The sequence below is a fragment of the Streptomyces sp. NPDC048419 genome, assembly GCF_043200415.1.
Lineage (GTDB): Bacteria > Actinomycetota > Actinomycetes > Streptomycetales > Streptomycetaceae > Streptomyces.
This window is the reverse complement of record NZ_JBICXT010000008.1, coordinates 271,782-297,785: the sequence shown is the minus strand read 5'-3', so window position 1 is coordinate 297,785 and position 26,004 is coordinate 271,782. Positions and strand designations below refer to the sequence as shown.

Genomic DNA, 26,004 nt, shown 5'->3' with positions numbered 1-26,004 from the left:
TCGCCCAGCGTCGTGATCAGGCGGGTCAGCGAGGTCGCGAAGGCGAAGACCTCGGCGTGCGTGGTCAGCGCCAGCGCCCGCATCAGATGCAGATACGCCCTCGCCTGTGCCTGCATCGACCGGCTCACGTCGCACAGCCCCACCACCCGGCGGGGCCGCCGCACGGGTCCGGTGCGCACCAGGTGGACCGGGTCCCAGCCGGTGCGGCGCGCCCGGGCGGCCGTCTCGCGGATCGCCACCCGGGGGCCGCCCGGCCGCACCGCGTACCGGCGCGACTGGCGCACGGGCCACTCCCGAAGCGCCCGCTCCAGCCACCGGCCGAGCAACTGTGCCTGTATGGCGTCGAGTTGCTCGAACGGCGTGTCCAGGACCCCGGCGAGATCGCTGGGCAGACGCTGCGGCACGGACAGCTCCACGTCGTCACGGTGATCGGCGTCGCGACGACGGGCGGCAGCGTCAGCCACGGCAGACCGCGCCTTGCGCCGTCCCGTCCGAGACGTCGTACGGCTCGCCGGGCGCCGGTGAACGGACGTCGCTGCCTGGGGCAGAACGCGCGCAGCTGCGCCGGGCGTTCGGGTCGAGGGACAGCAGCGCCTCGCCGAAGACGGCCTCGAAGACCTCGTCGAACCGCGTCAGGTCCGGCCTGCGGCGGACGAGCGTGACACGGGCCGACCAGTACAGCGACGTCCGGGACACGGGCGGAACGGCGACGAGTGCCCGTACGAAGTCCTGCGTGGCCGTCAGTTCCACCGTCACCCCGTGCTGCCTGAGCCGGTCGGCGAGCGCGACGGCGAAGGCGGCCCGGTCGACGGCCGGCAGGAGGCTCATGATCTCCTCGCCTGTTCGGGAGGACCGAGGTGGTCGAGTGCCTCGGTGATGGCGATGCGGTCGTCGGGGCTCTTGGCGACCGTGCTGAGCGTGCAGCGCCATGCCGACGCCGTCGGTGAGACCGCCGTGCACCTGCCCCTCGATGATCATCGGGTTGATACGGGTGCCGCAGTCGTCGACCGCGACGAAGCGGCGGACGGTGACCTTCGCGGTGAGCCGGACGGCGGCGCCGGCCGATACGACGGCCCAGTCACCGGCCCGCCGCTCGACCTTCTCGTAGGTGCTCGACCCGCCCGGACGCACCGGGAAGCGCACCTCGGTGAGCATCTCCGCGTCGCCGACCGCCGTCTCGTAGGGGCCCTGGTGGAAGTCCTCCATCGGCACGACCCGCTCGCCGCCGAGCCCCTGGATGACACAGGACGCGTCCAGTGTCGTGCACACGGCGGACAGGTCCTCGGACGGGTCGGCCCGGCACAGCGAGCCGCCGAGGGTGCCGCGGTTGCGGACCACGGGGTCGGCGATGACGCGCTCGGCGTCGCGGAAGATCGGGAAGGCCGCGGCCAGTTCGGCGGACTCCAGCAGTTCCCGGTGCCGGGTCATCGCCCCGATCCGGATCAGGCCGGTTCGACCCGGATGTAGCCGAGCTCGTCGTGCAGCTCGTTGATGTCGATCAGGTACTCGAAGTTGGCCAGCCTGAGCTTCATCATCGAGATCAGGCTGTGGCCGCCTGCCACCAGCCGTGCCGTGTCGCCGAGCCGGTCCAGGAGCCCGATCGCCTCGCCGACGCTGCGCACGCGCTGGTATTCGAACGGAGCGGGAACCTGCATGTCACACCCCCCGTGTCAGGGCCCATTGCGCCCTCGGTTCCCAGGGGTGTCAACGGTTGGTTAACCGTTCACTTAAGTTGCCGCCCCGCCCGGTGGGCGGAGCCGGGCCGGCGTCCGGAAGCGTTGTATTCGAGACAGCCCGCCGAGGATAAACCGTTCGGAATTTCACTCATCCGTGCGCTTGATAGTTCAAAGGGCGCGCTGCAATACTCCGGCTCCCGGATTCACCCCCCGCCTCATCAGACCCCGAAGGAATCCGGAAACCGGCAATTCCAGATTCACCAACCCCCCACAATTCCGCACGGTAGAGGGTGTGCCCGCGTGAATGCCGAGCAGGCGAAGAACGAGATATCAGGCAGCTCCGAATTCCAGGCGCTGCGCCGTGCCCACCGCCGATCCGGGGTCCGGATGACGGCGGCCGCCGTCGGCGGGTTCCTGCTGTACGTCCTTCTGTCGAGTTTCACCCCCGGCCTCATGAACACCTCGCTGAGCGGTCACTTCACGCTCGGCCTGGCCCTCGGTCTCGGCCAGTTCGTGGTGATGGCCCTGATCGCGCGGCGCCGGCTCGTGCAGATGCGCACAAATGCCGACCCGGTGTCCCGCGGCCTGCGCACCCGTCCGCTGCGCCGGGAGCCCGGCCGGCCGGACGGTCCCGCCCGGCACCCCGCCCCGCACCGCGCCGGGGGGTCCCGCACATCCGGGGGGTCCCGCACATGGTGACGACTGCGGCCGTCTTCGCGGACCGCTTCAGCCTCCGGCTGACGTTCCTGCTGTTCCTCGCCGTGGTCGTCGTCACCCTCTTCAGCGTGCTGCTGACCGCACCCCACCGCGACGAGATCGGCGAGTTCTACCTCGGCGACCGCACCATGACACCCCTGCGCAACGGGCTGGCGATGTGCGGCGACTACCTCTCCGCCGCCACCCTCCTGGGCAGCACCGGCCTGGTCGCCCTCACCGGCTACGACGGGCTCCTCTACCTCGGCGGCACCGCCGTGGCCTGGATGATGGTCCTGCTGCTCATCGCCGAACCCCTGCGCAACGCGGGCCGGTTCACCCTCGGCGACACCGTCGCCCTGCGCATGCCGGCCCGGCAGCGCTCCGTGCGGCTCGCCGTGTGCCTGTGCACCCTGGTCGTCACCACCCTCTACCTCGTGGCCCAACTGGTCGGCAGCGTCGCGCTGTTTACCCAGTTCACCGGCGAACCCAGCGCGGCCACCCGCGCCTTGTGCGTCGTCGTCATCGGCACGGTCGTCATCGTGTACGCCGCGCTCGGTGGCATGCCCGGCGCCACCTTCATCCAGTCGTCAAGGCCGTCATGCTCATCTCCGGCGTCACGGTGACCGCCGTGATGGTGCTGCACCACTACCACTGGAACGTCGACGCCCTGCTCGCCGCGGCCGCCGGCCACAGCGGCCTGGGCGCGCGCTTCCTCGAACCCGGCCTGCGCTACGGCGCCGGCACCACCAGCAAACTGGACTTCTTCAGCCTGGAACTGGCGATCGTGCTGGGCCTCGCCGCGCTTCCGCACGTCATGATGCGGCTGCTCGCGCCGCGCTCCAGCAGCGTCCTGCGTGCCTCGGTGGTCTGGGCGTCGGGTCTGGTGGGCCTCGTCTGCCTGGCGGCAGGCGTGCTCGGCCTCGGCGCCACCGCCATCGTGGGCCGCGACACGATCGCCCGTACGGACCGCAAGGGGGACGCGGCCGTCCTGCTCCTCGCGCACGCACTCGGCGGCGGCGTCCTGACGGCCCTGCTGTCCTGCCTGGCCTTCGTCACGCTGCTCGCCGTCGCCGCAGGACTCACCCTCGCCGCGGCCTCCTCGCTCGCCCACGACCTCTATGGCGAGGTCGTCCGCAAAGGACGGGCCGAGCAGACCGAGGAACTCCTCGTCGCCCGGCTCGCCGCCGCCGTCATCGGCGTCCTCGCCATGCTGCTCGCACTGGTGGCATGGGGCGCCAACAGCGCCACGCTGGCCTTCCTCGCCTTCGCCATCGCCGCCTCCGCCCTTCTGCCCACCCTCGTCTTCACCCTGTTCTGGCGCCGCTTCACCGCGACGGGCGCCCTGCTCAGCCTCTACGGCGGCCTGCTGTGCTCCGTCCTCCTCGTCGTGTTCTCACCCGTCGTCTCCTCCACCCCCGACTCGCTCCACCCGTCCGCCGACTTCGCCTGGTTCCCGCTCCAGAACCCAGGCATCGTCTCGATTCCGGCCGGCTTCCTCCTCGGCTGGCTCGGCACGGTCCTGGGCCGGCCCGAAGTGCCGGACGCCTACGACGAGTTCGAGGTACGCGCATTGGTCGGGGCGGAGTGACGAGCCGTTCGGCGCGTTCCCGGAGGCCGCCCGGAGATGCGATCCGGATGGAGCAAGGGACCTGACGGAGGCGGCCGAAACGCCGCGGTGATCCTTTTCGCGGACACGTGAAGCGGCGAGTATGCCGGGTCATGGACATCTTGCTCGTCGTCAGTGCGTTCAACAGCCTGTCCCAGCGTGTGTACGCGGAACTGTCGGATCTGGAACACCGGGTGGACGTCGTTCTCGCCTCCCACGGCGCCGACTCCGTGCGCGCAGCCGTGACCGAGGTGCAGCCGGAACTGATCGTCGCGCCGATGCTGAAGACGGCACTGCCCGAGGACGTGTGGCAGGAGCACACCTGCCTCATCGTGCATCCGGGGCCACCCGGCGACCGCGGCCCCGCCTCCCTGGACTGGGCGATCGACGAGGAGGCGCCGCGCTGGGGAGTGACGGTCCTCCAGGCCGAGGCCGCGATGGACGCGGGGGACGTCTGGGCGGCGGAGTCCTTCACCGTCTCGCCTGTGGGCAAGAGCGACCTGTACCGCAACGAGGTGTCCGACGCCGCGTCGGCCGCCGTCCTGCAGGCCGTGCAGCGGTACGCCGAGGGCTCGTACAAGCCGCGTTCGCAGAGCGATCCCGGGACCGCCGTGGTGTGGCGCGACTTCTTCCGCCAGGAGCGGCGCTGGATCGACTGGGAGAAGGACAGCACCCGCACGGTGCTGCGCAAACTCCGCGGCGCCGACTCGCAGCCCGGAGTCCTGGACGAACTCCTCGGCCACGAGGTGTTCCTGCACGGCGGGCACCCCGAGGACAGGCTCCGCGGCCGCCCCGGCGAACTGCTGGCCACACGCGCGGGAGCGATCTGCCGGGCCACCGTGGACGGTGCGGTGTGGATCCCGGAGCTGCGCCCCCGCAAGTCGTCCGGCGACCCGGCGCCCTTCCGCCGCCCCGCGGCCTCCGTGCTCGACGGCCTCCCGTCCCCGTCCGGCGCCGCACCGGCGCGCGCGGGCTCGGGCGACCCCGCGCTCCGGCTGCCGGAGATGCCCGTGGCCCTGGAACTGCCCGCCGCACGACAGACCTGGACCGACATCCGCTACCGGCAGCACGGCGACGTCGGCTTCCTGTCCTTCTCCTTCCCCGGCGGCGCGATGAGCACGGACCACTGCCGCCGGCTGCTCGCCACCTACCGGTACGCCCTCACCCGCTCCACCTCGGTGCTGGTCCTCGACGGCGGACGGGACTTCTTCTCCAACGGCATTCATCTGAACGTCATCGAGGCCGCCGCCGACCCGGCCGGCGAGTCCTGGGCGAACCTCAACGCCATGGACGACCTGGTCGAGGCGGTCCTGCGCACGACCGACCGGCTGGTGGTCGCGGCGGTCGGGGGCAACGCGGCGGCCGGCGGCCTCATGCTCGCCCTCGCCGCCGACGAGGTGTGGTGCCGTACGGGTGCCGTCCTCAATCCGCACTACCGGCGGATGGGCCTGTACGGCTCCGAGTTCTGGACGTACACGCTGCCGCGCCGCGTCGGGGCCCGCACGGCCCAGAAGCTCACCGAGGAGGCGCTGCCGTTGAGCGCCGCGCACGCCGCCCGCATCGGGCTCGTGGACCGTCTTGTCCCGGTCGCCGCGCAGGAGTTCGGCGCCGAGACCCAGCGCCTCGCGACCGAACTGGGCGACGCCCCGGACCTCTTGCAGCGCATCACCGCGAAGGCCGCGGCACGGCGGACGGACGAGAACGAACGGCCTCTCGCGGAGTACCGGCGTGACGAACTCGCCCGTATGCGGGCCATCTTCTTCGACCCCCGGGCCGAGTACCACGCCCTCCGGTCCGCCTTCGTCCGCAAGCTGCCCGGGTCCTCGGCCCGACCGCTCTCCCTGCCCGCCGGGGACGCCCGGTGAACGCGCGGGTGCTCGTGGCGGGCGTAGGCAACATCTTCCTCGCGGACGACTCCTTCGGGCCCGAGGTGATCCGTGCCCTGGAGCACCGCCCGCTGCCGTCCGGGGTGCGGGTGCGGGACTTCGGCATCCGCGGCCTGGACCTCGCCTACGAGCTGCTCGACGGCTACGACCTCGCCGTCCTGGTCGACGCGGCCGAACGGGGCCACCCGCCCGGCACGCTGTCCCTGATCGAGGCGGAGGTCCCCGACGGCACCCGCGCCGCCGCCCCGCCCGAGGCGCACGGCATGGACCCGGCCAAGGTGCTGGCCCTGGCGGCGCACCTGGGTGAAGGGCCGCTGCCGCGCGTCCTCGTGCTCGCCTGCGAGCCCCAGGACCGTCCGGACCCGGACGAGGACATCGTCCCCGGCCTGAGCGCTCCGGTGCGCGACGCGGTCGGCCGGGCCGCCGAGGCCCTGCACCGGCTGGTACCCGTGCTGCTCGCCGACCCCGCGGCAACTCCGTCGTTGAGCCGCCCGGAGGAATCTGCGGACCCGTCCGCGGCCGGGCTCGCCTCCCCGGTGGCAGGCGGCGCTGAGGATCGGTGACGGACCGGATCACTCCGGTCCCTCCGACACCGGCCCGAGGAGCAGCGCATGTGCGATTCCGTGGACGTCACCCAGGCCGTCCTCGCGAAGAACGACGGCCTGGCGGCGAGCCTGCGCAGCGACCTGGCCAGGCGCGGAGTGACCGTCGTCAACCTGCTGTCCAGCCCAGGCAGCGGCAAGACGGAACTGCTCGGGCGGATCCTCGCCCGTGCCGTGCAGCGGGGCATCCCGGTGGCCGCGCTCACCGCCGACCTGGCGACCGAGAACGACGCCCGCCGGCTGGCCCGTTCGGGAGCACCGGTGAAACAGCTGCTGACCGACGGGCTCTGCCACCTGGAGGCCCGGCAGATGCGCGGCCATGTGGAGAACTGGCTGCCGGAGGACACCGCGCTGCTCTTCGTGGAGAACGTCGGCAACCTCGTCTGCCCCGCCTCCTACGACCTCGGCGAGAGCCTGCGGATCGTGCTGATGTCCGTGACGGAGGGCGAGGACAAACCGCTGAAGTACCCCACCGCCTTCGCCTCCGCCCATCTGGTGGTGCTCACCAAGACCGATCTCGCGGAGCCGGCCGGTTTCGACGGGGCGGCCTTCGACGCCCATGTGGGGCAGGTCAACCCGGGAGTGGAGATCGTCCGGTCGTGCGCCCGCAGCGGCGACGGTGTCGACACCGTCCTTGAGCGGGTGCTCGCCGTACGCGACGGGGCCCCGGTCCACCGGCCACCTCTCGCGCCGCACACGGACGTCCACGAGCACGCGCACGGGGACGCGGGCCTCCCGGCCGGCCGCCTCTCGTGACAGCGCCCGCCGTCCAGGCCGTCCGCCGCCGCGTCACGGTGCGCGGCACGGTGCAGGGCGTGGGCTTCCGCCCGTACGTGCACCGCCTGGCCGCCGGCCTGAGGCTCACCGGGTTCGTGAGCAACACCGCGTACGGCGTGCTCATCGAGGTCGAGGGCGCTCCGGACGGCGTCACCCGCTTCTGCGACCACCTGACCGCCGAATCTCCGCCGCTGGCCGTCGTCGCCGGCATCGACGTCGAGGACCTGACCGTCACCGGCGCCGACGACGCCTTCGCCATCCGCTCCACCGAGCAGACCCCGGGCCGCACCCACCTCCCGCCCGACACGGCGACCTGTGCCGACTGCCTGCGCGACCTGACCGACCCGGCGGACCGCAGGCACCGCCACCCCTTCGTCACCTGCACCCACTGCGGACCCCGTTTCACCATCGCCACCGGGATGCCGTACGACCGTGCGGTCACGACCATGACCGGCTTCCCGATGTGCCCCGCCTGCGCCCGGGAGTACGGCGACCCCGCCGACCGCCGCTTCCACGCCCAGCCCGTGGCCTGCCCCGACTGCGGTCCCCGGCTGCGTCTGGTGCCCGCGTTCGGCAGCGGCATCCACCCCGCGCGGGACGCCGACGCCCTGACGGCGGCGCGGGCGCTGCTGGCCGGCGGCCGGATCGTCGCCGTGAAGGGCCTCGGCGGCTACCACCTGGCCTGCGACGCCACCGACGCCCGCGCCGTCGACACATTGCGCGGCCGCAAGGAACGGGGCGGCAAGCCCTTCGCCGTGATGTGCGCGGACCTCGCCGACGTGGAGCGCATCGCCGAGGTCTCCGCAGCCGAGCGAGAGGCCATCACCGGCCCCCGTCGCCCCATCGTCCTGCTGCGCCGGCGTACGTCGGGCGCGACCCTTCACCTCGCGTCCGGTGTGTGCCCGGGCAGCCCGCACGTCGGCGTGATGCTGCCCTACACCCCCGTGCACACCCTGCTGTTCGGGCTGCCGGGTGACCCGCCGGGTCCACGCGCGCTGGTCATGACGAGCGGCAACCGCTCGGGGGAGCCGATCGTCACGGACGACGACGAGGCACTGACCCGGCTGGCCGGACTGGCCGACGCCTGGCTCGCCCATGACCGGGTCGTCGCCTCCCCGTGCGACGACTCGCTGCTGCGGGTGCGCGAGGACGGCACCGAGCAGGTGCTGCGCCGCTCCCGCGGATACGTGCCCCGCCCCCTGCGCCTCCCGCTGGAGCTGCGCCCGGCCCTCGCGGTGGGCGGCGACCTGAAGAACGCGCTGTGCGTCGGAGAGGGCGACCATGCCTGGTTCGGACCGCACATCGGCGACATGGGTGACCTGACCACCCTGGAGGCGGCACGCGGGGCGGAGCTGCACATGCGGCGCCTGACCGGCGTCAAGCCCGTGCTCTTCGCCGCGGACCGGCACCCGGCGTACCACTCGACCCGCTGGGCCCGGCAGCGGGCGCTCCAACTGCCCAAGCCCACACCGGTGTTCGTGCAGCACCACCACGCGCACACCGCCTCGGCGATGGCGGAGCACGGCGTCACGACCCCCGTGATCGGCGTCGCCTTCGACGGCACCGGCTACGGCGACGACGGCACCGTCTGGGGCGGCGAGTTCCTGCTCGCCGACTACACCGACTACCGGCGCTTCGCCCACCTCACGACCGCCCCCCTCCCCGGCGGAGACGCGGGCGTGGTCAACCCGTGCCGTCTGGCGCTGGCCCGGCTGTGGGCCGCCGGCCTGCCATGGGACCCGGACCTGCCCTGCGTCACCGCCTGCGCCCCAGACGAACTGGCCGTGCTTCAGCGGCAGTTGACGCGCAACGTGGCCTGCGTTCCGACCTCCAGCATGGGACGCCTCTTCGACGCCGTGTCCTCGCTCGTGGGCGTGTGCCACCGTGCGGGCTACGAGGCCCAGGCCGCACTGGAGCTGGAGGCGGCGGCCGCGTCGGCCTGGGGCGCCGGCACCGAGGCGTACGCCTTCGGCATCACCACGGACCCCGTACGGGCGGACCCGGCGCCCGTGCTGAGCGCGGTCGTCGCCGACCTGAGGCGCGGCACCCCGCCAGGGGTGATCGCCGCGCGCTTCCACCGCGGTGTCGCACGGGCCGTCCTGGAGATCTGCCGGCACGCACGCCGCGCCACCGATCTGGCCGTCGTCGTCCTCACCGGCGGCGTCTTCGCCAACGCGCTGCTGGAGCAGGAGTGCACGGTCCTGCTGTCCGGCGACGGCTTCACCGTGCTCCGCCACGGCGAAGTCCCGCCGGGCGACGGCGGGTTGGCACTGGGCCAGCTGGTGATCGCGGCACACGGACGACAGAAGGAGTGACCCATGTGTTTGGCAGTGCCCGGCAAGGTCGTGTCCATCGACGACAGCGCCGATCCCCGCACCGGTCTCATCGACTTCGGCGGAGTGCAGAAACAGGCGTGCCTGGAGTACGTCCCCGACGTGCGGGTCGGTGAGTACGTCATCGTGCACGTCGGCTTCGCGCTGCAGCGTCTGGACGAGGAGTCGGCGCAGGCCTCGCTGAAGCTCTTCGAGGAACTGGGCCTGCTGGAGGAGGAGTTCGGCGACGCCTGGGAGCAAGCGGCCAGGGACGCGGGGGTCGCCGCCGTGACCGAGGAAACCCGAGAGAGCGAGGCCCGGTGAAGTACATCGACGAGTTCAACGACCCCGAGCTGGCACGGCGGCTGCTGGACGACATCCGCGCCACCGCCACCCGGCCGTGGGCGCTGATGGAGGTGTGCGGCGGGCAGACCCACTCCATCATCCGGCACGGCATCGACCAACTGCTTCCCGAGCACGTCGAGTTGATCCACGGCCCCGGCTGCCCCGTCTGCGTCACCCCGCTGGAGGTCATCGACAAGGCACTGGAGATCGCCTCGCGCCCCGGCGTGATCTTCTGCTCCTTCGGCGACATGCTCCGCGTGCCCGGCACCGACCGCGACCTGTTCCGGGTCAAGGGCGAGGGCGGCGACGTACGCGTGGTGTACTCGCCGCTCGACGCCCTGGAGCTGGCCCGCCGGAACCCGGACCGGGAGGTGGTCTTCTTCGCCATCGGGTTCGAGACCACGGCCCCCGCCAACGCGATGGCCGTGCACCAGGCCCGCCGCCTGGGCCTGGACAACTTCAGCCTGCTCGTCTCCCATGTGCGGGTCCCTCCCGCGATCGAGGCCATCATGACGGCCCCGGCCTGCCGGGTGCAGGGCTTCCTGGCCGCCGGGCACGTGTGCAGCGTGATGGGCACGGCCGAGTACCCGCGGCTCGCCGAACGGTTCGGGGTGCCGATGGTGGTCACCGGCTTCGAACCGCTGGACATCCTCGAAGGCATCCGCCGCGCCGTCCTCCAACTGGAGCGCGGCGAGCACCGGGTGGAGAACGCCTACGCGCGTGCCGTGCGCGAGGACGGCAACCCGGCCGCCGTCCGCATGATCGAGGAGGTATTCGAGGTCACCGACCGCAACTGGCGCGGTATCGGGCCCATCCCGTCGAGCGGCTGGCGGCTGACCGAGGCGTTTCGCGCGTACGACGCCGAGCACCGCTTCGACGTCGGCGGCATCCGCACCGAGGAGCCCGCGGAGTGCCGGGCCGGCGAAGTGCTCCAGGGGCTGATCAAGCCGACCGAGTGCGCGGCGTTCGGCACCACCTGCACCCCGCGCACCCCGCTCGGCGCGACGATGGTCTCCAGCGAGGGCGCCTGCGCGGCCTACTACCTGTACCGCCGGATGAACGGCCAGGCGCCGCAGGCCGAACGCGCCGCCGCGCGCGAGGAGATGAACCCCGTTGCCTGAGCTCTCCGAGACCACCGTCGACCCGGCCAACTGGTCGTGTCCCGCCCCGCTGCGTGACCAGCCCGTGGTGGTCATGGGGCACGGCGGAGGCGGCGCCCTGTCCGCCGAGCTGATGGAGCAGGTGTTCGCGCCCGCCTACGGCAACCCCACCCTCGCCGGGCTCGCCGACTCCGCCGTTCTTCAACTGGGCGGCGCCAGGCTCGCGTTCTCCACCGACTCCTACGTGGTCAGGCCACTGTTCTTCCCCGGGGGCAGCCTGGGCGACCTCGCGGTCAACGGCACCGTCAACGACCTCGCGATGAGCGGCGCAAGGCCCGCCTACCTGTCCGCGGCCTTCGTCCTCGAAGAGGGCGTGGAGCTGGCCGTGGTCGAGCGCATCGCACGCGCCATGGGCACGGCGGCCGAGGCGGCCGGCGTCGTCGTGGCCACCGGCGACACCAAGGTGGTGGAGTCCGGGCACGGCGACGGCGTCTACGTCACCACCGCCGGGGTCGGCCTCGTTCCCGACGGAGTGGACATCCGGCCCCAGCGGGCGCGGCCCGGCGACGCCGTCATCGTCAGCGGCCCGATCGGACTGCACGGCGTGGCGATCATGAGCGTGCGGGAGGGCCTGGAGTTCGGTGTGGAGATCGCCAGCGACACCGCACCGCTCGCCGACCTGGTGGCGGGGATGCTGGCGGTCACCCCGGACCTGCACGTCCTGCGCGACCCGACGCGCGGCGGCCTGGCCGCGTCGCTCAACGAGATCGCGCGTGCCTCGGGCACCGGCGTCCGCCTCCGGGAGCGGGCCGTACCCGTGCCGGACGCGGTCGCCAACGCCTGCGGTTTCCTGGGCCTCGACCCCTTGTACGTCGCCAACGAGGGCCGGCTGGTCGCCTTCGTACCCCCCGAGAAGGCGGAGGAGGTCCTCGCGGCGATGCGCGCGCACCCACAGGGCACCGGCGCCACCGTGATCGGTGAGTGCGTCGCCGAACACCCCGGCATGGTCGTGGTCGCGACCGGCCTCGGCGGCACCCGGGTGGTGGACCTGCCGCTCGGCGAGCAGCTGCCGCGCATCTGCTGAAGCGCATGCGACGAGGCCCCGCCGGAGCACGGACTCCGACGGGGCCTCGTCGCATGTCATTCGATCCCGGTGATCTGCAGCTCCCGGCCGCAGCGCAGCTCGGTGGAGGGCCGGTCGCAGCGCGGGCACCAGAAGAACGGCGGCATGCCCACCGCGAACTCCTCGGCGCACGGGCCGCAGTAGGCCTGTGCGGGGACGTGCTCGACCACGAGCCGCGCCGCCGCGAGGGCGGTGCCGTCCCGGGCCACCTCGAAGGCGAAACTCAGGGCGTCGGGAACGACGCCGGCCAGCTCGCCGACCCGGACGGTCACCGCAGAGACGGCGTCCGTCCCGTCCGCCCGGGCGAGTTCGTCGGCCCGCTCGATGATCGCGGTCGCGATCGACAGCTCGTGCACGGCGGGCTCACGGGTAGCGGTGGCCGGCGCGCAGACCGCCGGCCATCCGCCAGATCCGCAGCTCGCGCCGCAGGCTGGGCAACTCCCGGACGAACAGCGCCAGGATCAGAGCGCCGACCACCGTGGCCTCGGCCACCAGCAGCCGCTGACTCGTGCTCGCGGCCGGCTTGCTTCCCGCTCGTTGGACCGTCATTTCCGGCGACTCCCTACTGTCTGTTCCTCATCCCGGAGGGATGTTCGGCATGACGTCCAGGAGAGCGTCGTGCCGCTTCCAATGGATCCCGGTGGAGCGGCGCGCGTCGGCGGTGCCGTCCTTGTGATGGCCGACCTGCTGGTCGTACGGCCCCTTGTTGCCCTGATGCATACCGGGCACATGCCCGGTCAGGTCGGGCTTGGCCTCGGCGCGGCCGACCCTGATGCTGCCCATGAGTGCGCTCCTTCCTCGCCTCCGCCTCGCGGAGTGCGTCCTCACGACCGCTCGGTGAGGTCCTCGAAGAACCTCTCGACGGCCGTCCAGACCTCGCCGCCCCCGGACAGGCCCTGCCATGCGTGGCGTACGACGGCGACCATGCGGAAGCAGTCGTCGACCGGCACGAGCCAGTGGTGGTCGAGGCCGTGGACCGTGTTGACGAGCAGGGCCTCGACGTCGGGCTCCATGGAGGCGAGCTGCGGATGCGCCGCGGCGAGGCGCTGCCAGTCCGCCGCGTCCACCTCCCACCGCATGGCCCCGGCCGGGCTCGGACCCTCGGCGGTGACCGTGCCGTCGGCCCGGGGCACGAAGAAGACCAGTCCGACGGGCACGCCCAGGACCTCAGTGTCCACCCGGGGCAGTCTGATCCGCCTGCGGGGAACGAGCCGGTAGCGCCCCTCGCCCGCCCCGTCCCCCGCGAACAGCACCGAGCAGGGGCCGCAGGCGCAGCAGATCCGGTGCTCGCCGGTGTCGTAGAGATGAGCGTGCTCGTCGGCCACCGGCGCGGCGCACAGGTCGCACCGCTCGCCGGCTTCCACCGGTGTGCGGATGAGCCGGGCCAGGGCTCCGTCCGTGGTCACCGTGCACCCCGGTGCGTGAGGGAGGTCAGCGGTACGAAGGCGGCGGGAGCGGCCGCCTGCACCGGTTCCACGGCCGTCAGCTCGGGCGCGGCGGCGAGCACGGCTTCACGGACCACGGCCGAGACGTCGGCCGACCCGCCGCCGCACCCGGAACCGCAGCCGCCGCCCGACGTCAGCCGGACCCGGCCCACTCCCTCCTCCACGCCTGCCCACTCCACGTCCCCGCCGCGTTCGCGCACCGCGGGCCGCAGGCGTTCGACCGCGCGGGCGGCCCGCCGCTCCACGGGTTCCGGGTGGACGTCGTGCAGGACCAGCAGGTGCCCGACCAGCTCGTCCTCGGCGAGACGCTCGGCCAGCCGCCCGTCCGCATGGTCCATGACGCGGGCCAGCGCCTCACCGTAGACCTCGGTCAGCAGCCGTACCGCCTCGATCGCGGAGCGGGTGGTGGCGCCGGGCGCGGACTCGAGTCCGGCCAGGAGTTCGTCGAGCCGGGCGAGCCGCGCCTCGACCGCCGGGTCCGCGAGCCGCTCGGCCGGGGCCTCGGCCTCAGCCATGGTCGGCTCCGTACGTCGGCGAGTGCAGGGTCGTGAGCGTCTTGCCGTTGCCGACGTACATGTGCACACCGCACGGCAGACACGGGTCGAAACTGCGCACGGTGCGCATGATGTCGACGCCCTTGAAGTCGTCCGGCCCGTTCTCCTCGAAGATGGGCTGTCCCTGGACGGCGTCCTCGTACGGCCCGGGGGTGCCGAACTTGTCGCGCGGACTGGCGTTCCACGGAGTGGGCGGATAGGGATGGTAGTTGGCGATCTTCTTGTCCTTGATCACCAGATGGTGGGAGAGGACGCCGCGCACCGCCTCGTGGAAGCCGCAGCCGATCGCCTCGTCGGGCACCTCGAAGTTCTCGAACACCTTGGTGTCGCCGGCCCGCACCAGGCCCATGGCCTCTTCCACGAACTGCAGGGCCATCGCGGCGGCGTAGGCGACGAAGTACGGCCTGGCGCGATCCCGTTCGAGGGTGTTGCTCCACTTCGGGACCCGCCACTCCAGGGTCGTCTCCGGCAGCTTCTCGCCCTTGGGCAGCGAGATGCGCACGCTGTTGCCGGTGGCCTTGACGTACGGGGTGTCGACCAGGCCGCTGAGCGCGGTCGACCAGAGCCGGGCCAGTGCGCCGCCGCCCGTGTCCAGGGCGAGGTGGTCGCCGGTGCGCCCGTCGAGCCAGCGCGGGCTCATCACCCAGCTGTACTTGTCGTCGAAGTCCCGTTTCTGCGGCACCGGGACGGTGGTCTGGTTCCAGGGGTGGCGCATGTCGACGGGGTTGCCGAGCGGGTCGTGGGTGACGAACGGCTGCTCGTTGACCCAGTCCTCGTAGTAGGAGCTGCCGAGCATGATGCGCAGGCCGAGGTTGATGTCGACGAGGTTGTTGGTGACCAGTTCGCCGTCGACGATGATGCCCGGGGTCACGTACATCGCCTTGCCCCAGGCGTTCATGTTCTCGTAGCGGTAGTCGACGACGTCGGGGTTCTGCCAGGCGCCCCAGCAGCCGAGCAGGGTGCGGCGGCGGCCGACCTCCTCGTAGCCGGGAAGTGCCTCGTAGAAGAAGTCGAAGACGTCGTCGTTCATCGCGACGGCCTTCTTGACGAAGTCGATGACGCGCATGAGCCGGCTGAGGTAGTCGGTGAAGACGGTCGGCTGCGGCAGCGTGCCGACGCCGCCCGGATACAGCGTGGAGGGGTGCACGTGCCGCCCCTCCATCAGGCAGAACATCTCCCGCGTGATCCGGCTGACCTTCAGGGCCTCCTTGTAGACCTCGCCCTCGAAGGGGTTGAACGCCTTCATGATGTCGGCGATGGTCCGGTAGCCGTGGATGTCCCCGTGGGGGGCGTCGGTGCGCTCGGCGCGGGCCAGCACTCCGGGGTTGGTGGCCTTGACCATCGCCTCGCAGAAGTCCACGAAGACCAGGTTGTCCTGGAAGATCGTGTGGTCGAAGATGTACTCGGCCGCCTCGCCCAGGTTGACGATGTGCTCGGCCAGCCGGGGCGGCTTCACGCCGTACGCCATCTGCTGGGCGTAGCCGGAGCAGGTGGTGTGGTTGTCGCCGCAGATGCCGCAGATGCGCGAGGTGATGAAGCCCGCGTCGCGCGGGTCCTTGCCCTTCATGAACACCGAGTAGCCGCGGAACAGGGACGAAGTGCTGTGGCACTCCACGACTTCCTGGTTGGCGAAGTCGATCTTCGTGTAGATGCCCAGGTTGCCGATGATGCGCGTGATCGGGTCCCAGGACATGTCCACGATCTGTGGCGGCTTGCGTCCGGTGGGCCGTGCCTCGGTGGTGGTCATGGCTGTTACTGCCCCTAGCTGTCGTTGTTCCTCGGGTCCGTGGGTGGGGTGCGGGCGCCGCGCGTGTCAGGGCCGCCAGTGCGGGTCGTAACCGCTGGTCAGCTTCTCCTTGTTGTGGCGCCATCTGGGCTCGTGGTTGACGAGTTCGTTGGTGAAGCCGCGCAGGCGGCGGATGACGGCGCCGTACGGCTTGATGACGAGCGACGACAGGGTTCCGCCGGGCGGCTCGTCCATGAACGGCATGAAGGCGTCCGGGAAGCCGGGCATGGTGCAGCCGATGCAGATGCCGCCCACGTTCGGGCAGCCGCCGATGCCGGCCATCCAGCCGCGCTTGGGCACGTTGCAGTTGACGACCGGGCCCCAGCAGCCGGTCTTCACCAGGCACTTGGGGGAGTTGTAGTCACTCGCGAAGGTGGCCTGCTCGTAGTACGAGCCGCGGTCGCAGCCCTCGTGGACCGTCTTCCCGAACAGCCACTGCGGGCGCAGCATGTGATCCAGCGGGGGCGGGGGAGCGTCACCGGCCGCGTGCTGGAGGACCCAGATCAGGGTCTCCATGAAGTTCTCGGGCTGGATCGGGCAGCCGGGCACGTTCACCACGGGCAGCCCGGCCTGCGACTTGAAGTCCCAGCCGAGGTAGTCCGCGAGACCCATGCATCCGGTGGGGTTGCCGGCCATCGCGTGGATGCCGCCGAAGGTCGCGCAGGTACCGGCGGCGACCACCGCCCAGGCTTTCGGGGCGAGTTGGTCGATCCACCAGTTGAGGGTCTGGGGCTCGCCGGTCTCCGGGTCGTTGCCGAAGGACGTCCAGTAGCCGTCGCCCTCGATGATGTTCTGGTTGGGGATCGAGCCCTCGATGACGAGGATGAAGGGCGTCAGGTCGCCGCGCGCCGCGGCCCGGTAGGGAACGAGGAAGTCCTCGCCGCCCAGGCTCGGGGAGAGCACCTTGTTGACCAGGTTCACCTTCGGCAGGCCCGGGATCAGGCCGAGCACGACGTCCTCGATGGAGGGCTGGTCGGCGGCAGTGAGGGAGACGGTGTCGCCGTCGCAGCTCATGCCCTCGGAGATCCAGAGGATGTGGATCTCGTCGATGCCCTTCCGGTCCTCGGCGCGGTCGCCTTCGGTGGTGTGCGCTGTCATGTCATCGGCCTCCGCTGCAGGGGGTGTCGGAGTCGGTCGGGAGCTCGGCCGGTGCCGCGGCGGGAGCCGGTGCCGGCGCCTTGTCCGGTGCGCCGGCGGCCTCGAGCGGTTCGAGTTCGTCGGGCCGGAAGTAGTGGAAGCGGCCGTACCAGCTGTTCAGTTCGGCCGCGGGGTCGTCGTCGAGGGTGACGGTCAGGTGCGTGCTGCCGTCCACGTCGCGGAGCACGGCGGCCACCCGCGCGCTCCGCCCGGCCAGGAACATGTCCTGGGCGTCGGCACCACGGCCCCGCGGACGCAGCCGCACCCGGCTGCCTCCCCGCAGGGCGACGCCGTCGACGAGCACGGTGTCGGTGGCCGGGGACAGCCCGGCTTCGGCGTCCGCACGCCACCAGGCGGGCCGCTCGGGGGCGGGCGCGGCCGGTGTCAGCGAGCGGACGGCGCCGTGCAGACGCGCGAAGACCTCCGGCGGCATGGTGTCCACCCGGTCGAGGATCGCGGCGGCCCGCGGATCGGTGGCGCGCGCCTCCAGCTTCTCCTCGTCCGTCAGCAGCATGGTGCGCAGGGTGAGGATCTCGTCGATCTCCGCGGCGTCGTGCAGATCGCCGGGGCTCTCCGGCGCCACCTGGGGATGGTCGGGCAGGATGATCGGCGAGGAGAGCACGAGATGTCCGGTGCCGGTCTCCTGGGCGGGTGGATCGCCGCCAAGTACCGGAAAAGTGAAGTGATTTCGGCAGGCGCGGGCGTGCTCGCGCAGCTCCGCGGGCGGATCGATGAGCGAGGCGAACTCCACGCCGTCGCCGGTGATGAGCGTGTGCGTGGCGATGAGGGCATGGCACAACGCCTTGTCGCGCGGGGCCCGCGGATCGGGCGTCGGCCCGCCGTTCACCGTACGCACCCGGAGCCGGAAGACGTCCCCGCCGAGCTGCTCGGCCACGAGTGAGGCGTCGGCCCGGACCTCCTCGCGCCGCCGGACCACCCTCCCGGCGAGCCCGGGCAGCGGCTCGACGTCCGTGGCACCGGGGGCTCCGACGGCGAGGGTGCGTTCGCCCCGCAGCAACTCGCCGAGGGGGACGGAGAGTTCGGCCTCCTGCGGCACGGCCTCGTCGAAGGTCAGATGAGTCGTGCCGTCGGCGGTGCGCAGCGACGCGACCGCACGATGGCCGCCGTTCGGGTCGGCCTCCTCGACCTGCTTGTGCTGGGTCTGCAGGTACCGCACCCGCACCCGTACGACGGCGTCGGTCCGCCGGGCGCGCAGCAGGCACTCGGTCTGCTGGTACCACGAGTCCGCCGCGCCGGACAGCCCCGGGACGACCGGCCCGGACGCCTGTGCCCAGTCGCGGGGGAAGAGCACGCCGAACTGCCATCTGACGCGGTTCTTGGCCGACGAACGACGGTACGGGTAGAGCAGATAGCCTTCGTACAGGACGGCGTCGGCGACGGCACTCAGCTCCTCGAAGCCGCGTCGGACCCGGTCGGGTGCCCGGTGCTCGCCGCCGTGGGGACGCACCGCCTCGGCCTCGGTCAGGCCCTCTGTCATCCCGCCTCCTCGGATCCGGATGCGCGCCCATGCCTTCCACCACGGTCACCCCGCAAACCGGGCCCCGCCTCTTCCGACGGAGCTGTCTGAGCCGTTCAGGTGACGAGGAGTGGGCGAGGCGGGGCGGATCCTTCACGGCAGCGGAGGGCGTCCAGCCGTCCTGCGGCCGGCAGCCGGTGATGACTAGGCGCTGAGCGATATGCCGTGCTCGTCGGCGAAGATGCGTCGGCACTGGCCGTTGCAGAACCCGTGGACGGTGCCGTCGACCTCGAGGGTGAGGTCGGTCGTGCCGAGGTCGACGGTCATGCCGCACACCGGGTCGATGACGGTGCCGGGCGGCAAATCGTCCGTGGCCAGGTGCGCCAAGGCGTCACGGTGCGGGGCGGTCATGTGCCGGATGAGGTCGAGGCTGCCCATGGGACGGCCGTACATGCCGAGGCTGCCCTCGGCGACGCCGACGACGTGGATGAGGGCGTGCGGCTGGTCGCGGAGCCGGTCGGGGTCACGTCCGGCCACCGCCTCGGTCTCGGCCAGAGCCTGGGTGAGGCGGTCGACGGCGTGGCCGCTCATCTCCTTGCGCCACGCGGCCGGTGCGCCGACGCGGACGAGGTAACGGGGCGGGTCGGCGGGGTCGGCCGGATGGCGGTCACCCGTGATTCAGGCGGCGGGCTCGTGGACGACGACCTGGGTGAGGGCGCGCGCGGAGTCCATCACCGCCTCGGCATGGGTCCCCCCGGTGCCCATCAGCGCGTCGATGAGGCGCCGGCCGGCCTCTTCCCGCTGTGCCTGGTCCAGGACGCCGGCGGGTGCGAAGAGTTCGATGAGAATCATGCCCTCATGCTCGGCCGACGGGCCGGGGCGGTCGTCCTACGGGGGAAGCGGGTTGTGGCTACTCCGAGCGCAGCGGCGGACTACCGCGGCGGGAGTAAGGCAGGCTCCGGTTGTCGTGTGGGTGCGGGGGGCGTCGGGTACCCGGACCCGACAGCTCCTGTCGACGGAAGGGACGCGGACCCATGCGGCAGCAAGAGTCCCGGCGGGCACAGCGGGAACGGCCGCTGCTTGGGACATGGTGACCGGCGCCGGCCGGCTCGGCTGCGTTCTCGTCGGGGTCGACGACACGCCGGACGCCCGGCTCGCGGCCGACTGGGCGGCCACCGAGGCGGAGCGGCGCGGCGGCACGCTCCAGATCACGCACGCCGTCGGTCGCGGCACGGGCAGGGCGTACGGCGAGACGGGGGTGGGCCTCACCGACCAGGCCCTCGTTGCGGCCCTCACCGTGCTGGACGACACCCGGGCGCGGGTCGGGGCCGCCACGACCGGAGTGCCGGTCGACACGCACCTGGCCCGCGACGATCCCTCCTCCGCGCTGCTGGCCGCGGCTGCGGACGCCGATCTGGTCGTGGTGGGGACCCGGGGGCGGGGCGGGTTCGCCGGGCTGCTGCTGGGCTCGGTGAGTCTGAAGGTGGCCGCGCACGCGGACCGGCCGGTGGTGGTCGTCCGCGGCGGCACAGAGAAGCCCGCCGGGCAGGACATCGTGGTGGGCGTACGCGACGAGCGGGACGAGGAGGCCGTACGGTTCGCCCTCCTCGAGGCGGAGCTGCACCAGGTGGACGTGCGTGTGGTCCACGCCTGGACGCCGCTCGGGGGCACCGGCCTGATGGTGCCCCGGATCAGTCACGTGGAGGAGGAGCGGGACGCGCACGCCCAGCTGCTCAACCACGTCGCGCGCCCGGTCGCCGAGCATCCGACGGTCGGGCTGGAGACCGAGCTGACCGTCGACTCGCCCGCCGCCGCCCTGGTGGAGGCGTCCGCCCGGGCCTGTCTGCTGGTCCTCCCGCGCCATCCGGTCGAGGGCCGGCTGGGGCTGCCGCTCGGGACGGTGGTGCACGCCGTCCTGCACCACGCGAAGTGTCCCGTCGCTGTGGTTCCGGTGAGCTGAGAGGTTCGCATGCGGACGGAAGACGGAGGGGTCCGGTACGTCTCGTTCAGGTACGGCGGATGCCGAGGTGGCGCGGGGCGGTGCGATGTGGCGGTGGAGGGCGGCCGGGCCGTTGGTCCGGATGCAGCAGCGGGAGCGCCCGGCGCCGGGAGCGGGGAAAGGCTGGGCCGCAACATCGGTCCGCCCAGGGAGCCTTGATGCCCCTCCGCCCGTCCCGACCGTCCTTCCACGCGGCGTTCCCGCCTGCGGGCGGGCTGCGTCGTCGGCGTGTGCCTGGCCACCCTCGGCCGGACGGCTGTCGCGGACCCCGCCACGGCCGGGGGCCCGACCGTCGCCGACCACATGCCCATCGCCGGCACCGCGAAGGCCTTCAGCGGGGCGGTGGCACTGAGCCTGGTCGACCGGGACGCGCTGCGTCTGGACGAGACGCTCGGCGAACGGCTGCCGCAGCTGCCCGCGGCCTGGCACCGCGTGACGCTGAGGCAACTGCTCAACCACACCGGCGGTCTGCCGGACTACTCGCAGGCCCCCGCGTTCCGGGCCATCGTCTCCGCCGACCCGCGCCACCACTTCGACAACCGCCGCCTTCTGGACTTCGTCGCCGACCAGCCGCTCAACTTCCCACCGGGCAGCCAGTACCGCCGCTCCAACTCCGACAACACCGCCGTCGCGCTGATGGCGGAGGCCGCGACCGGCACCCCGTACGAACAACTCCTGCGCACGCTCGTGTACCGGCCGCTCGACCCTGCGGGCCACAAGCCTTCCCCAGGGTTATCGGATGCCCGCGCCCCGTCTGCACGGCTACGACACGACCCCGCCGCCGGAGGACGTCAGCGAGGTCCTCGGCGCCTCCGGCCCCTGGGGCGTCGGGAGGGATCATCTCCACGCCGGCCGACATGACGCGCTTCGTCAGCGGGTACGTCGGCGGCGCGCTCCACGGTCGAAACCTCGTGCGCGAGCAGCGGCGCTGGATCCCCGGCGCGTCCGAACCCGGGGGCCCCGGCGAGAACATGGCCGGTCTCGCCCTCTTCCGGTACGCCACCCGGTGCGGCGTGGTGCTGGGGCACACCGGCAACACCCTGGGCTACACCCAGCTGATCGCCGGCACCGCCGACGGCCGTCGTTCGCTCACCTTCTCCGTCACCACGCAGATCAACGCGTCGCAGAACCCGGACCTGTTGAGCCGCCTGCGTGCCGTTCAGGAGAACTTCGTCTGCGCGCTGCTCAACGCGTTCCGGGCGCTGACCCGCTCTCGCTGTCCGCCCCATGACGAGCGAAGATGGGGCGGCAAGCGTTTTGGTCAACCCATGTGGAGGAGCGGGCACATGCAGCACGAGCGAGCGGGCAAGCCGGCCGCCCCCGAGGACCTCGTCGACGTCGCCCGGCTGGTCACGGCGTACTACGCGCTGCACCCGGACCCGGCCGACCCGGGGCAGCGGGTGGCGTTCGGCACGTCGGGGCACCGCGGATCGTCCCTGGCGACCGCGTTCAACGAGGACCACATCGCCGCCACCAGCCAGGCGATCTGCGAGTACCGGGACCAGCAGGGCACCGACGGCCCGCTCTTCCTCGGTGCCGACACCCACGCCCTGTCCGAGCCCGCGCGGGTCACGGCGTTGGAGGTGTTCGCGGCCAATGGCGTGACCGTGCTCATCGACAGCGCGGACGGCTACACGCCCACGCCCGCGGTCTCGCACGCCATCCTCACCCACAACCGAGGCCGCACGTCCGGCCTCGCCGACGGCGTGGTGGTCACCCCCTCGCACAACCCGCCCGCCGACGGGGGCTTCAAGTACAACCCGCCGAGCGGCGGACCGGCCGCCTCGGACGCCACCTCCTGGATCCAGGACCGCGCCAACGAGATCATCACCAGCGGCATGAAGGACGTCCGGCGCGTCCCGTACACCCGCGCCCTCGCCGCCGAGACCACCCGCCGCCACGACTACCTCGGGGCCTACGTCGCCGACCTGCCGAACGTGCTGGACCTGGACGCCGTCCGCGCCGCAGGCGTCCGCATCGGCGCCGACCCGCTGGGCGGGGCCTCGGTCGCCTACTGGGGCCGTATCGCCGAACAGCACCGGCTCGACCTGACCGTGGTCAACCCGCTCGCCGACCCCACCTGGCGCTTCATGACCCTCGACTGGGACGGCAAGATCCGGATGGACTGCTCCTCGCCCTACGCGATGGCCTCCCTCATCGAGCAGCGCGACCGCTTCCAGGTCGCCACCGGCAACGACGCCGACGCCGACCGGCACGGCATCGTCACACCGGACGCGGGGCTGATGAACCCCAACCACTACCTGGCCACGGCCATCTCCTACCTGTACGCGCACCGCAAGGAGTGGCCCGCCGACGCCAGCATCGGCAAGACCCTGGTGTCCTCCGGCATGATCGACCGCGTCGCCGCCGACCTCGGGCGCCGGCTGGTCGAGGTGCCCGTGGGGTTCAAGTGGTTCGTGGACGGACTGGTCGGCGGCTCCATCGGCTTCGGCGGCGAGGAGTCCGCCGGGGCGTCCTTCCTGCGCCGGGACGGCTCGGTGTGGACCACGGACAAGGACGGCATCATCCTGGCGCTGCTCGCCTCCGAGATCATCGCGGTCACCGGGAAGACGCCGTCGGAGCACTACGCCGCCATGACCGCCCGCTTCGGCGAGCCCGCCTACGCCCGTATCGATGCCCCCGCGACGCGTGAGGAGAAGGCACTGCTCGCCAAGCTCTCACCCGCACAGGTCACCGCGGACACGCTGGCCGGCGAGGCCGTCACCGGGGTGCTCACCGAGGCGCCGGGCAACGGCGCGCCCATCGGGGGCATCAAGGTGAGCACCGAGAACGCCTGGTTCGCCGCCCGGCCCTCGGGCACCGAGGACGTGTACAAGATCTACGCCGAGTCCTTCCGCGGCGCCGACCATCTGCGGCAGGTGCAGGAGGAGGCAAGGGGTGTGGTGACGGCGGCGCTCGGCGGCTGAGCCGCCGGCCGGTAGGAGACGGGCCGCGGCGAGGTGACCGGCGGAGCCTCGCCGCGGCCTGTTCCAGCCGTCATGTCGCTATCATCCCTTTAAACGCCCAATTACGCCGTTTTACCCTGAAGGGGCCTTGGCCCACGGCCCCGCCGGAGTGATCGATGTCCCTCGAGCGCGCAGAGCACGGCGACGAACTGCTCGCCAGACTCGGGTCGCTGACCGCCCAGGCACGCGAGCTCGCCGAGCTGCAGCGCTCCCAGGTGGAGCTGGCCCTCGCCCTCCAGCGCGGCATGCTGCCCCGGGACCTGCCGCTGGCCAACGGCTTCCGCCTCGCCGTCCGCTACGTGCCGGCCTGCCACGGCCTCAACGTGGGCGGCGACTGGTACGACGCCTTCGCCATGCCGGACGGCCGTATCGGACTGTCCATCGGCGACGTCCAGGGCCACAACATCGAGGCTGCCGCCTTCATGGGCCAGGTCCGGGTCGGCCTGCGCGCGCTCGCCTCCGTCACCAGCGAGCCCGGCGAACTCCTCTCCCAGACCAACGACCTGCTCCTGACCCTCGGCAGCGACCTCTTCGCCACCTGCACCTTCATAAGGCTCGACCCGTCCACCGGGGTGCTGGAGAGTGCGCGGGCCGGGCACATCCCGCACATCTGGGCCACGGCCGACGGTAAGTCCGGCATCGCCGAGGACGAGGGCGGCCCGCCGCTCGGCATCGAGCACGGAACGCAGTACCCGGTGACCCGCTACCAGCTCACCACGGGCGGTGTGTTCGTCATGCTCACCGACGGCGTCGTCGAAGGGCCTTCGCTGTCCGTCGAGGACGGTCTCCGGCAGGTCGTACGGCTCGCCGGCATCGCCGCGGTGGCCGGCATGGAGGCCGACGCGCTCGCCGAGGGCGTGATGAAGATGGCCGAAAGCGTCGGTCACGAGGACGACGCGGCCGTGCTGGTCGTCGGCCACGACGGGCCGGTCGTTCAGCGGTAGGGCCGCGTCCGGCGACGGGCCGGTCGTTCAGCCGTAGGGCCGGGCCCGGCCGGGTTCGCCTCGCCGTCGGGGCGGCCTCGGTGTCTGATGGCAGCTGTGGTGGCTTTCCAGGACATGCGACGGCCGGCCGTCTTCGCCCTCCAGACGCTTGCCGTCGCCGCCTGCTACTACGCCGCCGGCCGGCTCGGGCTGCTGCGGCAACTCGTCGTCGAGCACGCCGTCGTCACCCCCATCTGGCCGCCCACGGGCGTCGCGGTCGCCTGTCTGCTCCTGTTCGGGCTGCGCACCTGGCCCGGGATCGCGCTCGGCGCCCTCTTCGTCGTCATGTCCATCACCTCCATCCAGCCCGCCGTGGTCGGCACCCTGGTGGGCAACACCGCGGCCCCCGTCTGCGCCTACTACCTGCTGCGCAGGGTGGGTTTCCGCACCGACCTCGCCCGGCTGCGCGACGGCTTCGCCCTCGTGTTCCTGGGGGCCTTCACGGCCACGCTGATCAGCGCGACCGCCGGTGCCGGCCTGCTGGTCCTGACCGGCAAGCTCGCCTCGGACGGCTTCTGGGTCGTCTGGTCGGCCTGGTGGGCCGGCGACGCGATGGGCGTCCTGATCATCACGCCGGTCCTCCTGGTGCTGTACGAGGCGCGCGGGCGTCTGCGCGCACCCCGCTGGAAGGAGGCGGTGGGCCTGGCCGTTGCCGCCCTCGTCGTCGTGCCCTTCGCCAGCCACAGCGACGTGAGCATGCTGTTCCTCGTCTACCCGCTGCTGATCTGGGCGGCCCTGCGCTTCCAGCTCGCGGGCAGCATGCTGTGCGCGCTCTTCGCCTCGGTCATGGCCACCATCGCGGCGACGGACCAGGTCGGGCCGTTCGCGCGGATGACCCGCATCGAAGTGATGATCAAGCTCCAGGCCTTCAACGGCGCGATGGCCCTGACCGCCCTGCTGCTCTCCGCCGTGATCATCGAGCAGCTCAACACCCGACGCTCGGTGGAACAGGCCTGCCAGGAACTGGTCGAGGTCCTGGAACACCTCACCGCGGGGGAGAAGCCGCAGGTCCGACCGCCCGACGATGCGGACGAACGCCTGTGACGGCACCCGTCGGCGGGCTCAGTCCCACAAGGGATACGTGACCGTCTTCGGGAAGTGCGCGGGCGTACGGCCCTCGTACGTCAGGGTCATCCGGCCGTAGTGCGGCAGCCGAGGGTGTTTCTTCCAGGGCTTGACGTGATCGAGCCGGACGGCCACCCGGTAGGAGTGGAAGCGGCCCGCCGCGCAGTAGGGCTTGCAGTCGTTGACGAGGTTGACGCCCTGGGCCCGCGCCGCGTGCGGACCCCACTGGGACCAGTGCAGCGAGACCAGACGGCTGTTGCCGTCACCGCAGGCGAGGATGAAGGAGGCGGGGCGCACCTTCGCGTGCCACAGACAATCGACGAGCACGGGCGAACGGGGCTGCTGCCGGGCCTCGTGCGCGGCAGGCGCCGCCGTCGGCCGGGCGGACGAGGGCGCTCCCGCCGCCGCCGTGAGCGAGGCGGCGAACAGGACGGTCACCGCGGTCCTCAGTGCATAGCTGCGCATGGTG

26 protein-coding genes and 2 pseudogenes are annotated in these 26,004 nt (G+C 72.1%); 14 read left to right on the top strand and 14 right to left on the bottom strand.

Annotated features, from left to right (window positions below):
• Positions 1-11: 11 nt before the first annotated feature.
• The 3 genes and pseudogenes from ACGFYN_RS19810 to ACGFYN_RS19800 all read right to left on the bottom strand — a co-directional run.
• Positions 12-284, bottom strand: a pseudogene (locus ACGFYN_RS19810) (VWA domain-containing protein); the annotation flags it as partial.
• Between the two features lie 172 nt (positions 285-456).
• Positions 457-1,428, bottom strand: coding sequence for an FAD binding domain-containing protein (locus ACGFYN_RS19805; protein WP_393867107.1), 972 nt, complete (start codon positions 1,426-1,428; stop codon positions 457-459).
• A gap of 14 nt (positions 1,429-1,442) precedes the next feature.
• Positions 1,443-1,655, bottom strand: a complete 213-nt coding sequence (locus ACGFYN_RS19800; RefSeq protein WP_393867106.1) for an FAD binding domain-containing protein — start codon at positions 1,653-1,655, stop codon at positions 1,443-1,445.
• Positions 1,656-1,976: 321 nt separating this feature from the next.
• Between ACGFYN_RS19800 and ACGFYN_RS19795 the strand changes: the two genes are divergently transcribed.
• From ACGFYN_RS19795 to hypE, 9 genes and pseudogenes are all read left to right on the top strand, one after another.
• On the top strand, positions 1,977-2,375 hold the full coding sequence (locus ACGFYN_RS19795) for a DUF485 domain-containing protein (protein WP_393867105.1): 399 nt from the start codon (positions 1,977-1,979) through the stop codon (positions 2,373-2,375).
• Positions 2,369-3,960 (top strand): annotated as a pseudogene (locus tag ACGFYN_RS19790) (cation acetate symporter). Before ACGFYN_RS19795 ends, ACGFYN_RS19790 begins: the two are co-directional and overlap by 7 nt.
• Positions 3,961-4,091: 131 nt before the next feature.
• Positions 4,092-5,843: a hydrogenase maturation protein gene (locus ACGFYN_RS19785; protein WP_393867104.1), complete on the top strand. Its 1,752-nt coding sequence runs from the start codon at positions 4,092-4,094 to the stop codon at positions 5,841-5,843.
• Positions 5,840-6,427 (top strand): hydrogenase maturation protease, encoded by a 588-nt coding sequence (locus tag ACGFYN_RS19780; RefSeq protein WP_393867103.1) that lies wholly within the window; start codon positions 5,840-5,842, stop codon positions 6,425-6,427. The genes ACGFYN_RS19785 and ACGFYN_RS19780 overlap by 4 nt, the downstream gene beginning before the upstream one ends.
• A gap of 48 nt (positions 6,428-6,475) precedes the next feature.
• Positions 6,476-7,222 (top strand): hydrogenase nickel incorporation protein HypB, encoded by a 747-nt coding sequence (gene hypB / locus ACGFYN_RS19775; RefSeq protein WP_393867102.1) that lies wholly within the window; start codon positions 6,476-6,478, stop codon positions 7,220-7,222.
• Positions 7,219-9,558 carry a carbamoyltransferase HypF gene (gene hypF, locus ACGFYN_RS19770; RefSeq protein WP_393867101.1) on the top strand — a complete coding sequence of 780 codons (2,340 nt, stop codon included), beginning with the start codon at positions 7,219-7,221 and terminating at the stop codon, positions 9,556-9,558. Before hypB ends, hypF begins: the two co-directional genes overlap by 4 nt.
• Before the next feature lie 3 nt (positions 9,559-9,561).
• Positions 9,562-9,879, top strand: a complete 318-nt coding sequence (locus ACGFYN_RS19765; protein WP_393867100.1) for a HypC/HybG/HupF family hydrogenase formation chaperone — start codon at positions 9,562-9,564, stop codon at positions 9,877-9,879.
• Entirely contained in the window at positions 9,876-11,021 is a 1,146-nt protein-coding gene (gene hypD / locus ACGFYN_RS19760; RefSeq protein ID WP_393867099.1) for a hydrogenase formation protein HypD, read from the top strand. Before ACGFYN_RS19765 ends, hypD begins: the two co-directional genes overlap by 4 nt.
• A 73-nt stretch (positions 11,022-11,094) precedes the next feature.
• Positions 11,095-12,084, top strand: coding sequence for a hydrogenase expression/formation protein HypE (hypE, locus tag ACGFYN_RS19755; protein WP_393867134.1), 990 nt, complete (start codon positions 11,095-11,097; stop codon positions 12,082-12,084).
• Positions 12,085-12,140: 56 nt separating this feature from the next.
• Here hypE and hypA read toward each other — a convergent pair whose 3' ends face one another.
• The 10 genes from hypA to ACGFYN_RS19705 form a co-directional block, all read right to left on the bottom strand.
• Positions 12,141-12,479: a hydrogenase maturation nickel metallochaperone HypA gene (gene hypA, locus ACGFYN_RS19750; protein ID WP_393867098.1), complete on the bottom strand. Its 339-nt coding sequence runs from the start codon at positions 12,477-12,479 to the stop codon at positions 12,141-12,143.
• Between the two features lie 7 nt (positions 12,480-12,486).
• Positions 12,487-12,672, bottom strand: coding sequence for a hypothetical protein (locus tag ACGFYN_RS19745; protein ID WP_393867097.1), 186 nt, complete (start codon positions 12,670-12,672; stop codon positions 12,487-12,489).
• Positions 12,673-12,699: 27 nt separating this feature from the next.
• Positions 12,700-12,906: a hypothetical protein gene (locus ACGFYN_RS19740; protein WP_393867096.1), complete on the bottom strand. Its 207-nt coding sequence runs from the start codon at positions 12,904-12,906 to the stop codon at positions 12,700-12,702.
• Between the two features lie 41 nt (positions 12,907-12,947).
• Positions 12,948-13,529 carry a DUF5947 family protein gene (locus ACGFYN_RS19735; protein ID WP_393867095.1) on the bottom strand — a complete coding sequence of 194 codons (582 nt, stop codon included), beginning with the start codon at positions 13,527-13,529 and terminating at the stop codon, positions 12,948-12,950.
• Positions 13,526-14,083 (bottom strand): NifU family protein, encoded by a 558-nt coding sequence (locus tag ACGFYN_RS19730; RefSeq protein ID WP_393867094.1) that lies wholly within the window; start codon positions 14,081-14,083, stop codon positions 13,526-13,528. Before ACGFYN_RS19730 ends, ACGFYN_RS19735 begins: the two co-directional genes overlap by 4 nt.
• Complete coding sequence (locus ACGFYN_RS19725; protein ID WP_393867093.1) at positions 14,076-15,869, bottom strand: nickel-dependent hydrogenase large subunit; 1,794 nt, start codon at positions 15,867-15,869, stop codon at positions 14,076-14,078. The genes ACGFYN_RS19730 and ACGFYN_RS19725 overlap by 8 nt, the downstream gene beginning before the upstream one ends.
• 66 nt (positions 15,870-15,935) lie before the next feature.
• On the bottom strand, positions 15,936-17,006 hold the full coding sequence (locus tag ACGFYN_RS19720; RefSeq protein ID WP_393867092.1) for a hydrogenase expression protein HypE: 1,071 nt from the start codon (positions 17,004-17,006) through the stop codon (positions 15,936-15,938).
• A 1-nt stretch (position 17,007) separates the two neighbouring features.
• Positions 17,008-18,543 (bottom strand): hypothetical protein, encoded by a 1,536-nt coding sequence (locus ACGFYN_RS19715; RefSeq protein ID WP_393867091.1) that lies wholly within the window; start codon positions 18,541-18,543, stop codon positions 17,008-17,010.
• A 183-nt stretch (positions 18,544-18,726) separates the two neighbouring features.
• Positions 18,727-19,113: a hypothetical protein gene (locus ACGFYN_RS19710; protein ID WP_393867090.1), complete on the bottom strand. Its 387-nt coding sequence runs from the start codon at positions 19,111-19,113 to the stop codon at positions 18,727-18,729.
• A gap of 87 nt (positions 19,114-19,200) precedes the next feature.
• Complete coding sequence (locus ACGFYN_RS19705; RefSeq protein WP_393867089.1) at positions 19,201-19,374, bottom strand: hypothetical protein; 174 nt, start codon at positions 19,372-19,374, stop codon at positions 19,201-19,203.
• Positions 19,375-19,609: 235 nt separating this feature from the next.
• Between ACGFYN_RS19705 and ACGFYN_RS19700 the strand changes: the two genes are divergently transcribed.
• The 5 genes from ACGFYN_RS19700 (at position 19,610) to ACGFYN_RS19680 (ending at position 25,514) form a co-directional block, all read left to right on the top strand.
• On the top strand, positions 19,610-20,482 hold the full coding sequence (locus ACGFYN_RS19700) for a universal stress protein (RefSeq protein ID WP_393867088.1): 873 nt from the start codon (positions 19,610-19,612) through the stop codon (positions 20,480-20,482).
• 267 nt (positions 20,483-20,749) lie between these two features.
• Positions 20,750-21,382: a serine hydrolase domain-containing protein gene (locus ACGFYN_RS19695; protein ID WP_393867087.1), complete on the top strand. Its 633-nt coding sequence runs from the start codon at positions 20,750-20,752 to the stop codon at positions 21,380-21,382.
• 425 nt (positions 21,383-21,807) lie between these two features.
• Entirely contained in the window at positions 21,808-23,448 is a 1,641-nt protein-coding gene (pgm, locus tag ACGFYN_RS19690) for a phosphoglucomutase (alpha-D-glucose-1,6-bisphosphate-dependent) (protein WP_393867133.1), read from the top strand.
• 155 nt (positions 23,449-23,603) lie between these two features.
• On the top strand, positions 23,604-24,431 hold the full coding sequence (locus tag ACGFYN_RS19685) for a PP2C family protein-serine/threonine phosphatase (RefSeq protein WP_393867086.1): 828 nt from the start codon (positions 23,604-23,606) through the stop codon (positions 24,429-24,431).
• Positions 24,432-24,545: 114 nt separating this feature from the next.
• A complete protein-coding gene (locus tag ACGFYN_RS19680) occupies positions 24,546-25,514 on the top strand; it encodes an MASE1 domain-containing protein (protein ID WP_393867085.1) in 969 nt (322 codons plus the stop codon).
• Between the two features lie 18 nt (positions 25,515-25,532).
• On the opposite strand, the gene ACGFYN_RS19675 is transcribed toward ACGFYN_RS19680, so the two are convergent.
• A complete protein-coding gene (locus tag ACGFYN_RS19675) occupies positions 25,533-26,000 on the bottom strand; it encodes a hypothetical protein (RefSeq protein ID WP_393867084.1) in 468 nt (155 codons plus the stop codon).
• Positions 26,001-26,004 lie beyond the last annotated feature (4 nt).

What these genes read in the sequence shown, in the direction of transcription:
- ACGFYN_RS19805 (WP_393867107.1), bottom strand. Translation starts at nt 1,428, where the DNA reads ATGACCCGGCACCGGGAACTGCTGGAGTCCGCCGAACTGGCCGCGGCC.
- ACGFYN_RS19800 (WP_393867106.1), bottom strand. Translation starts at nt 1,655, where the DNA reads ATGCAGGTTCCCGCTCCGTTCGAATACCAGCGCGTGCGCAGCGTCGGC.
- ACGFYN_RS19785 (WP_393867104.1), top strand. Translation starts at nt 4,092, where the DNA reads ATGGACATCTTGCTCGTCGTCAGTGCGTTCAACAGCCTGTCCCAGCGT.
- hypB (WP_393867102.1), top strand. Translation starts at nt 6,476, where the DNA reads ATGTGCGATTCCGTGGACGTCACCCAGGCCGTCCTCGCGAAGAACGAC.
- ACGFYN_RS19765 (WP_393867100.1), top strand. Translation starts at nt 9,562, where the DNA reads ATGTGTTTGGCAGTGCCCGGCAAGGTCGTGTCCATCGACGACAGCGCC.
- hypE (WP_393867134.1), top strand. Translation starts at nt 11,095, where the DNA reads ATGGGGCACGGCGGAGGCGGCGCCCTGTCCGCCGAGCTGATGGAGCAG.
- ACGFYN_RS19745 (WP_393867097.1), bottom strand. Translation starts at nt 12,672, where the DNA reads ATGACGGTCCAACGAGCGGGAAGCAAGCCGGCCGCGAGCACGAGTCAG.
- ACGFYN_RS19740 (WP_393867096.1), bottom strand. Translation starts at nt 12,906, where the DNA reads ATGGGCAGCATCAGGGTCGGCCGCGCCGAGGCCAAGCCCGACCTGACC.
- ACGFYN_RS19730 (WP_393867094.1), bottom strand. Translation starts at nt 14,083, where the DNA reads ATGGCTGAGGCCGAGGCCCCGGCCGAGCGGCTCGCGGACCCGGCGGTC.
- ACGFYN_RS19725 (WP_393867093.1), bottom strand. Translation starts at nt 15,869, where the DNA reads ATGACCACCACCGAGGCACGGCCCACCGGACGCAAGCCGCCACAGATC.
- ACGFYN_RS19720 (WP_393867092.1), bottom strand. Translation starts at nt 17,006, where the DNA reads ATGACAGCGCACACCACCGAAGGCGACCGCGCCGAGGACCGGAAGGGC.
- ACGFYN_RS19715 (WP_393867091.1), bottom strand. Translation starts at nt 18,543, where the DNA reads ATGACAGAGGGCCTGACCGAGGCCGAGGCGGTGCGTCCCCACGGCGGC.
- ACGFYN_RS19710 (WP_393867090.1), bottom strand. Translation starts at nt 19,113, where the DNA reads ATGAGCGGCCACGCCGTCGACCGCCTCACCCAGGCTCTGGCCGAGACC.
- ACGFYN_RS19705 (WP_393867089.1), bottom strand. Translation starts at nt 19,374, where the DNA reads ATGATTCTCATCGAACTCTTCGCACCCGCCGGCGTCCTGGACCAGGCA.
- ACGFYN_RS19700 (WP_393867088.1), top strand. Translation starts at nt 19,610, where the DNA reads ATGGTGACCGGCGCCGGCCGGCTCGGCTGCGTTCTCGTCGGGGTCGAC.
- pgm (WP_393867133.1), top strand. Translation starts at nt 21,808, where the DNA reads ATGCAGCACGAGCGAGCGGGCAAGCCGGCCGCCCCCGAGGACCTCGTC.
- ACGFYN_RS19685 (WP_393867086.1), top strand. Translation starts at nt 23,604, where the DNA reads ATGTCCCTCGAGCGCGCAGAGCACGGCGACGAACTGCTCGCCAGACTC.
- ACGFYN_RS19680 (WP_393867085.1), top strand. Translation starts at nt 24,546, where the DNA reads ATGCGACGGCCGGCCGTCTTCGCCCTCCAGACGCTTGCCGTCGCCGCC.
- ACGFYN_RS19675 (WP_393867084.1), bottom strand. Translation starts at nt 26,000, where the DNA reads ATGCGCAGCTATGCACTGAGGACCGCGGTGACCGTCCTGTTCGCCGCC.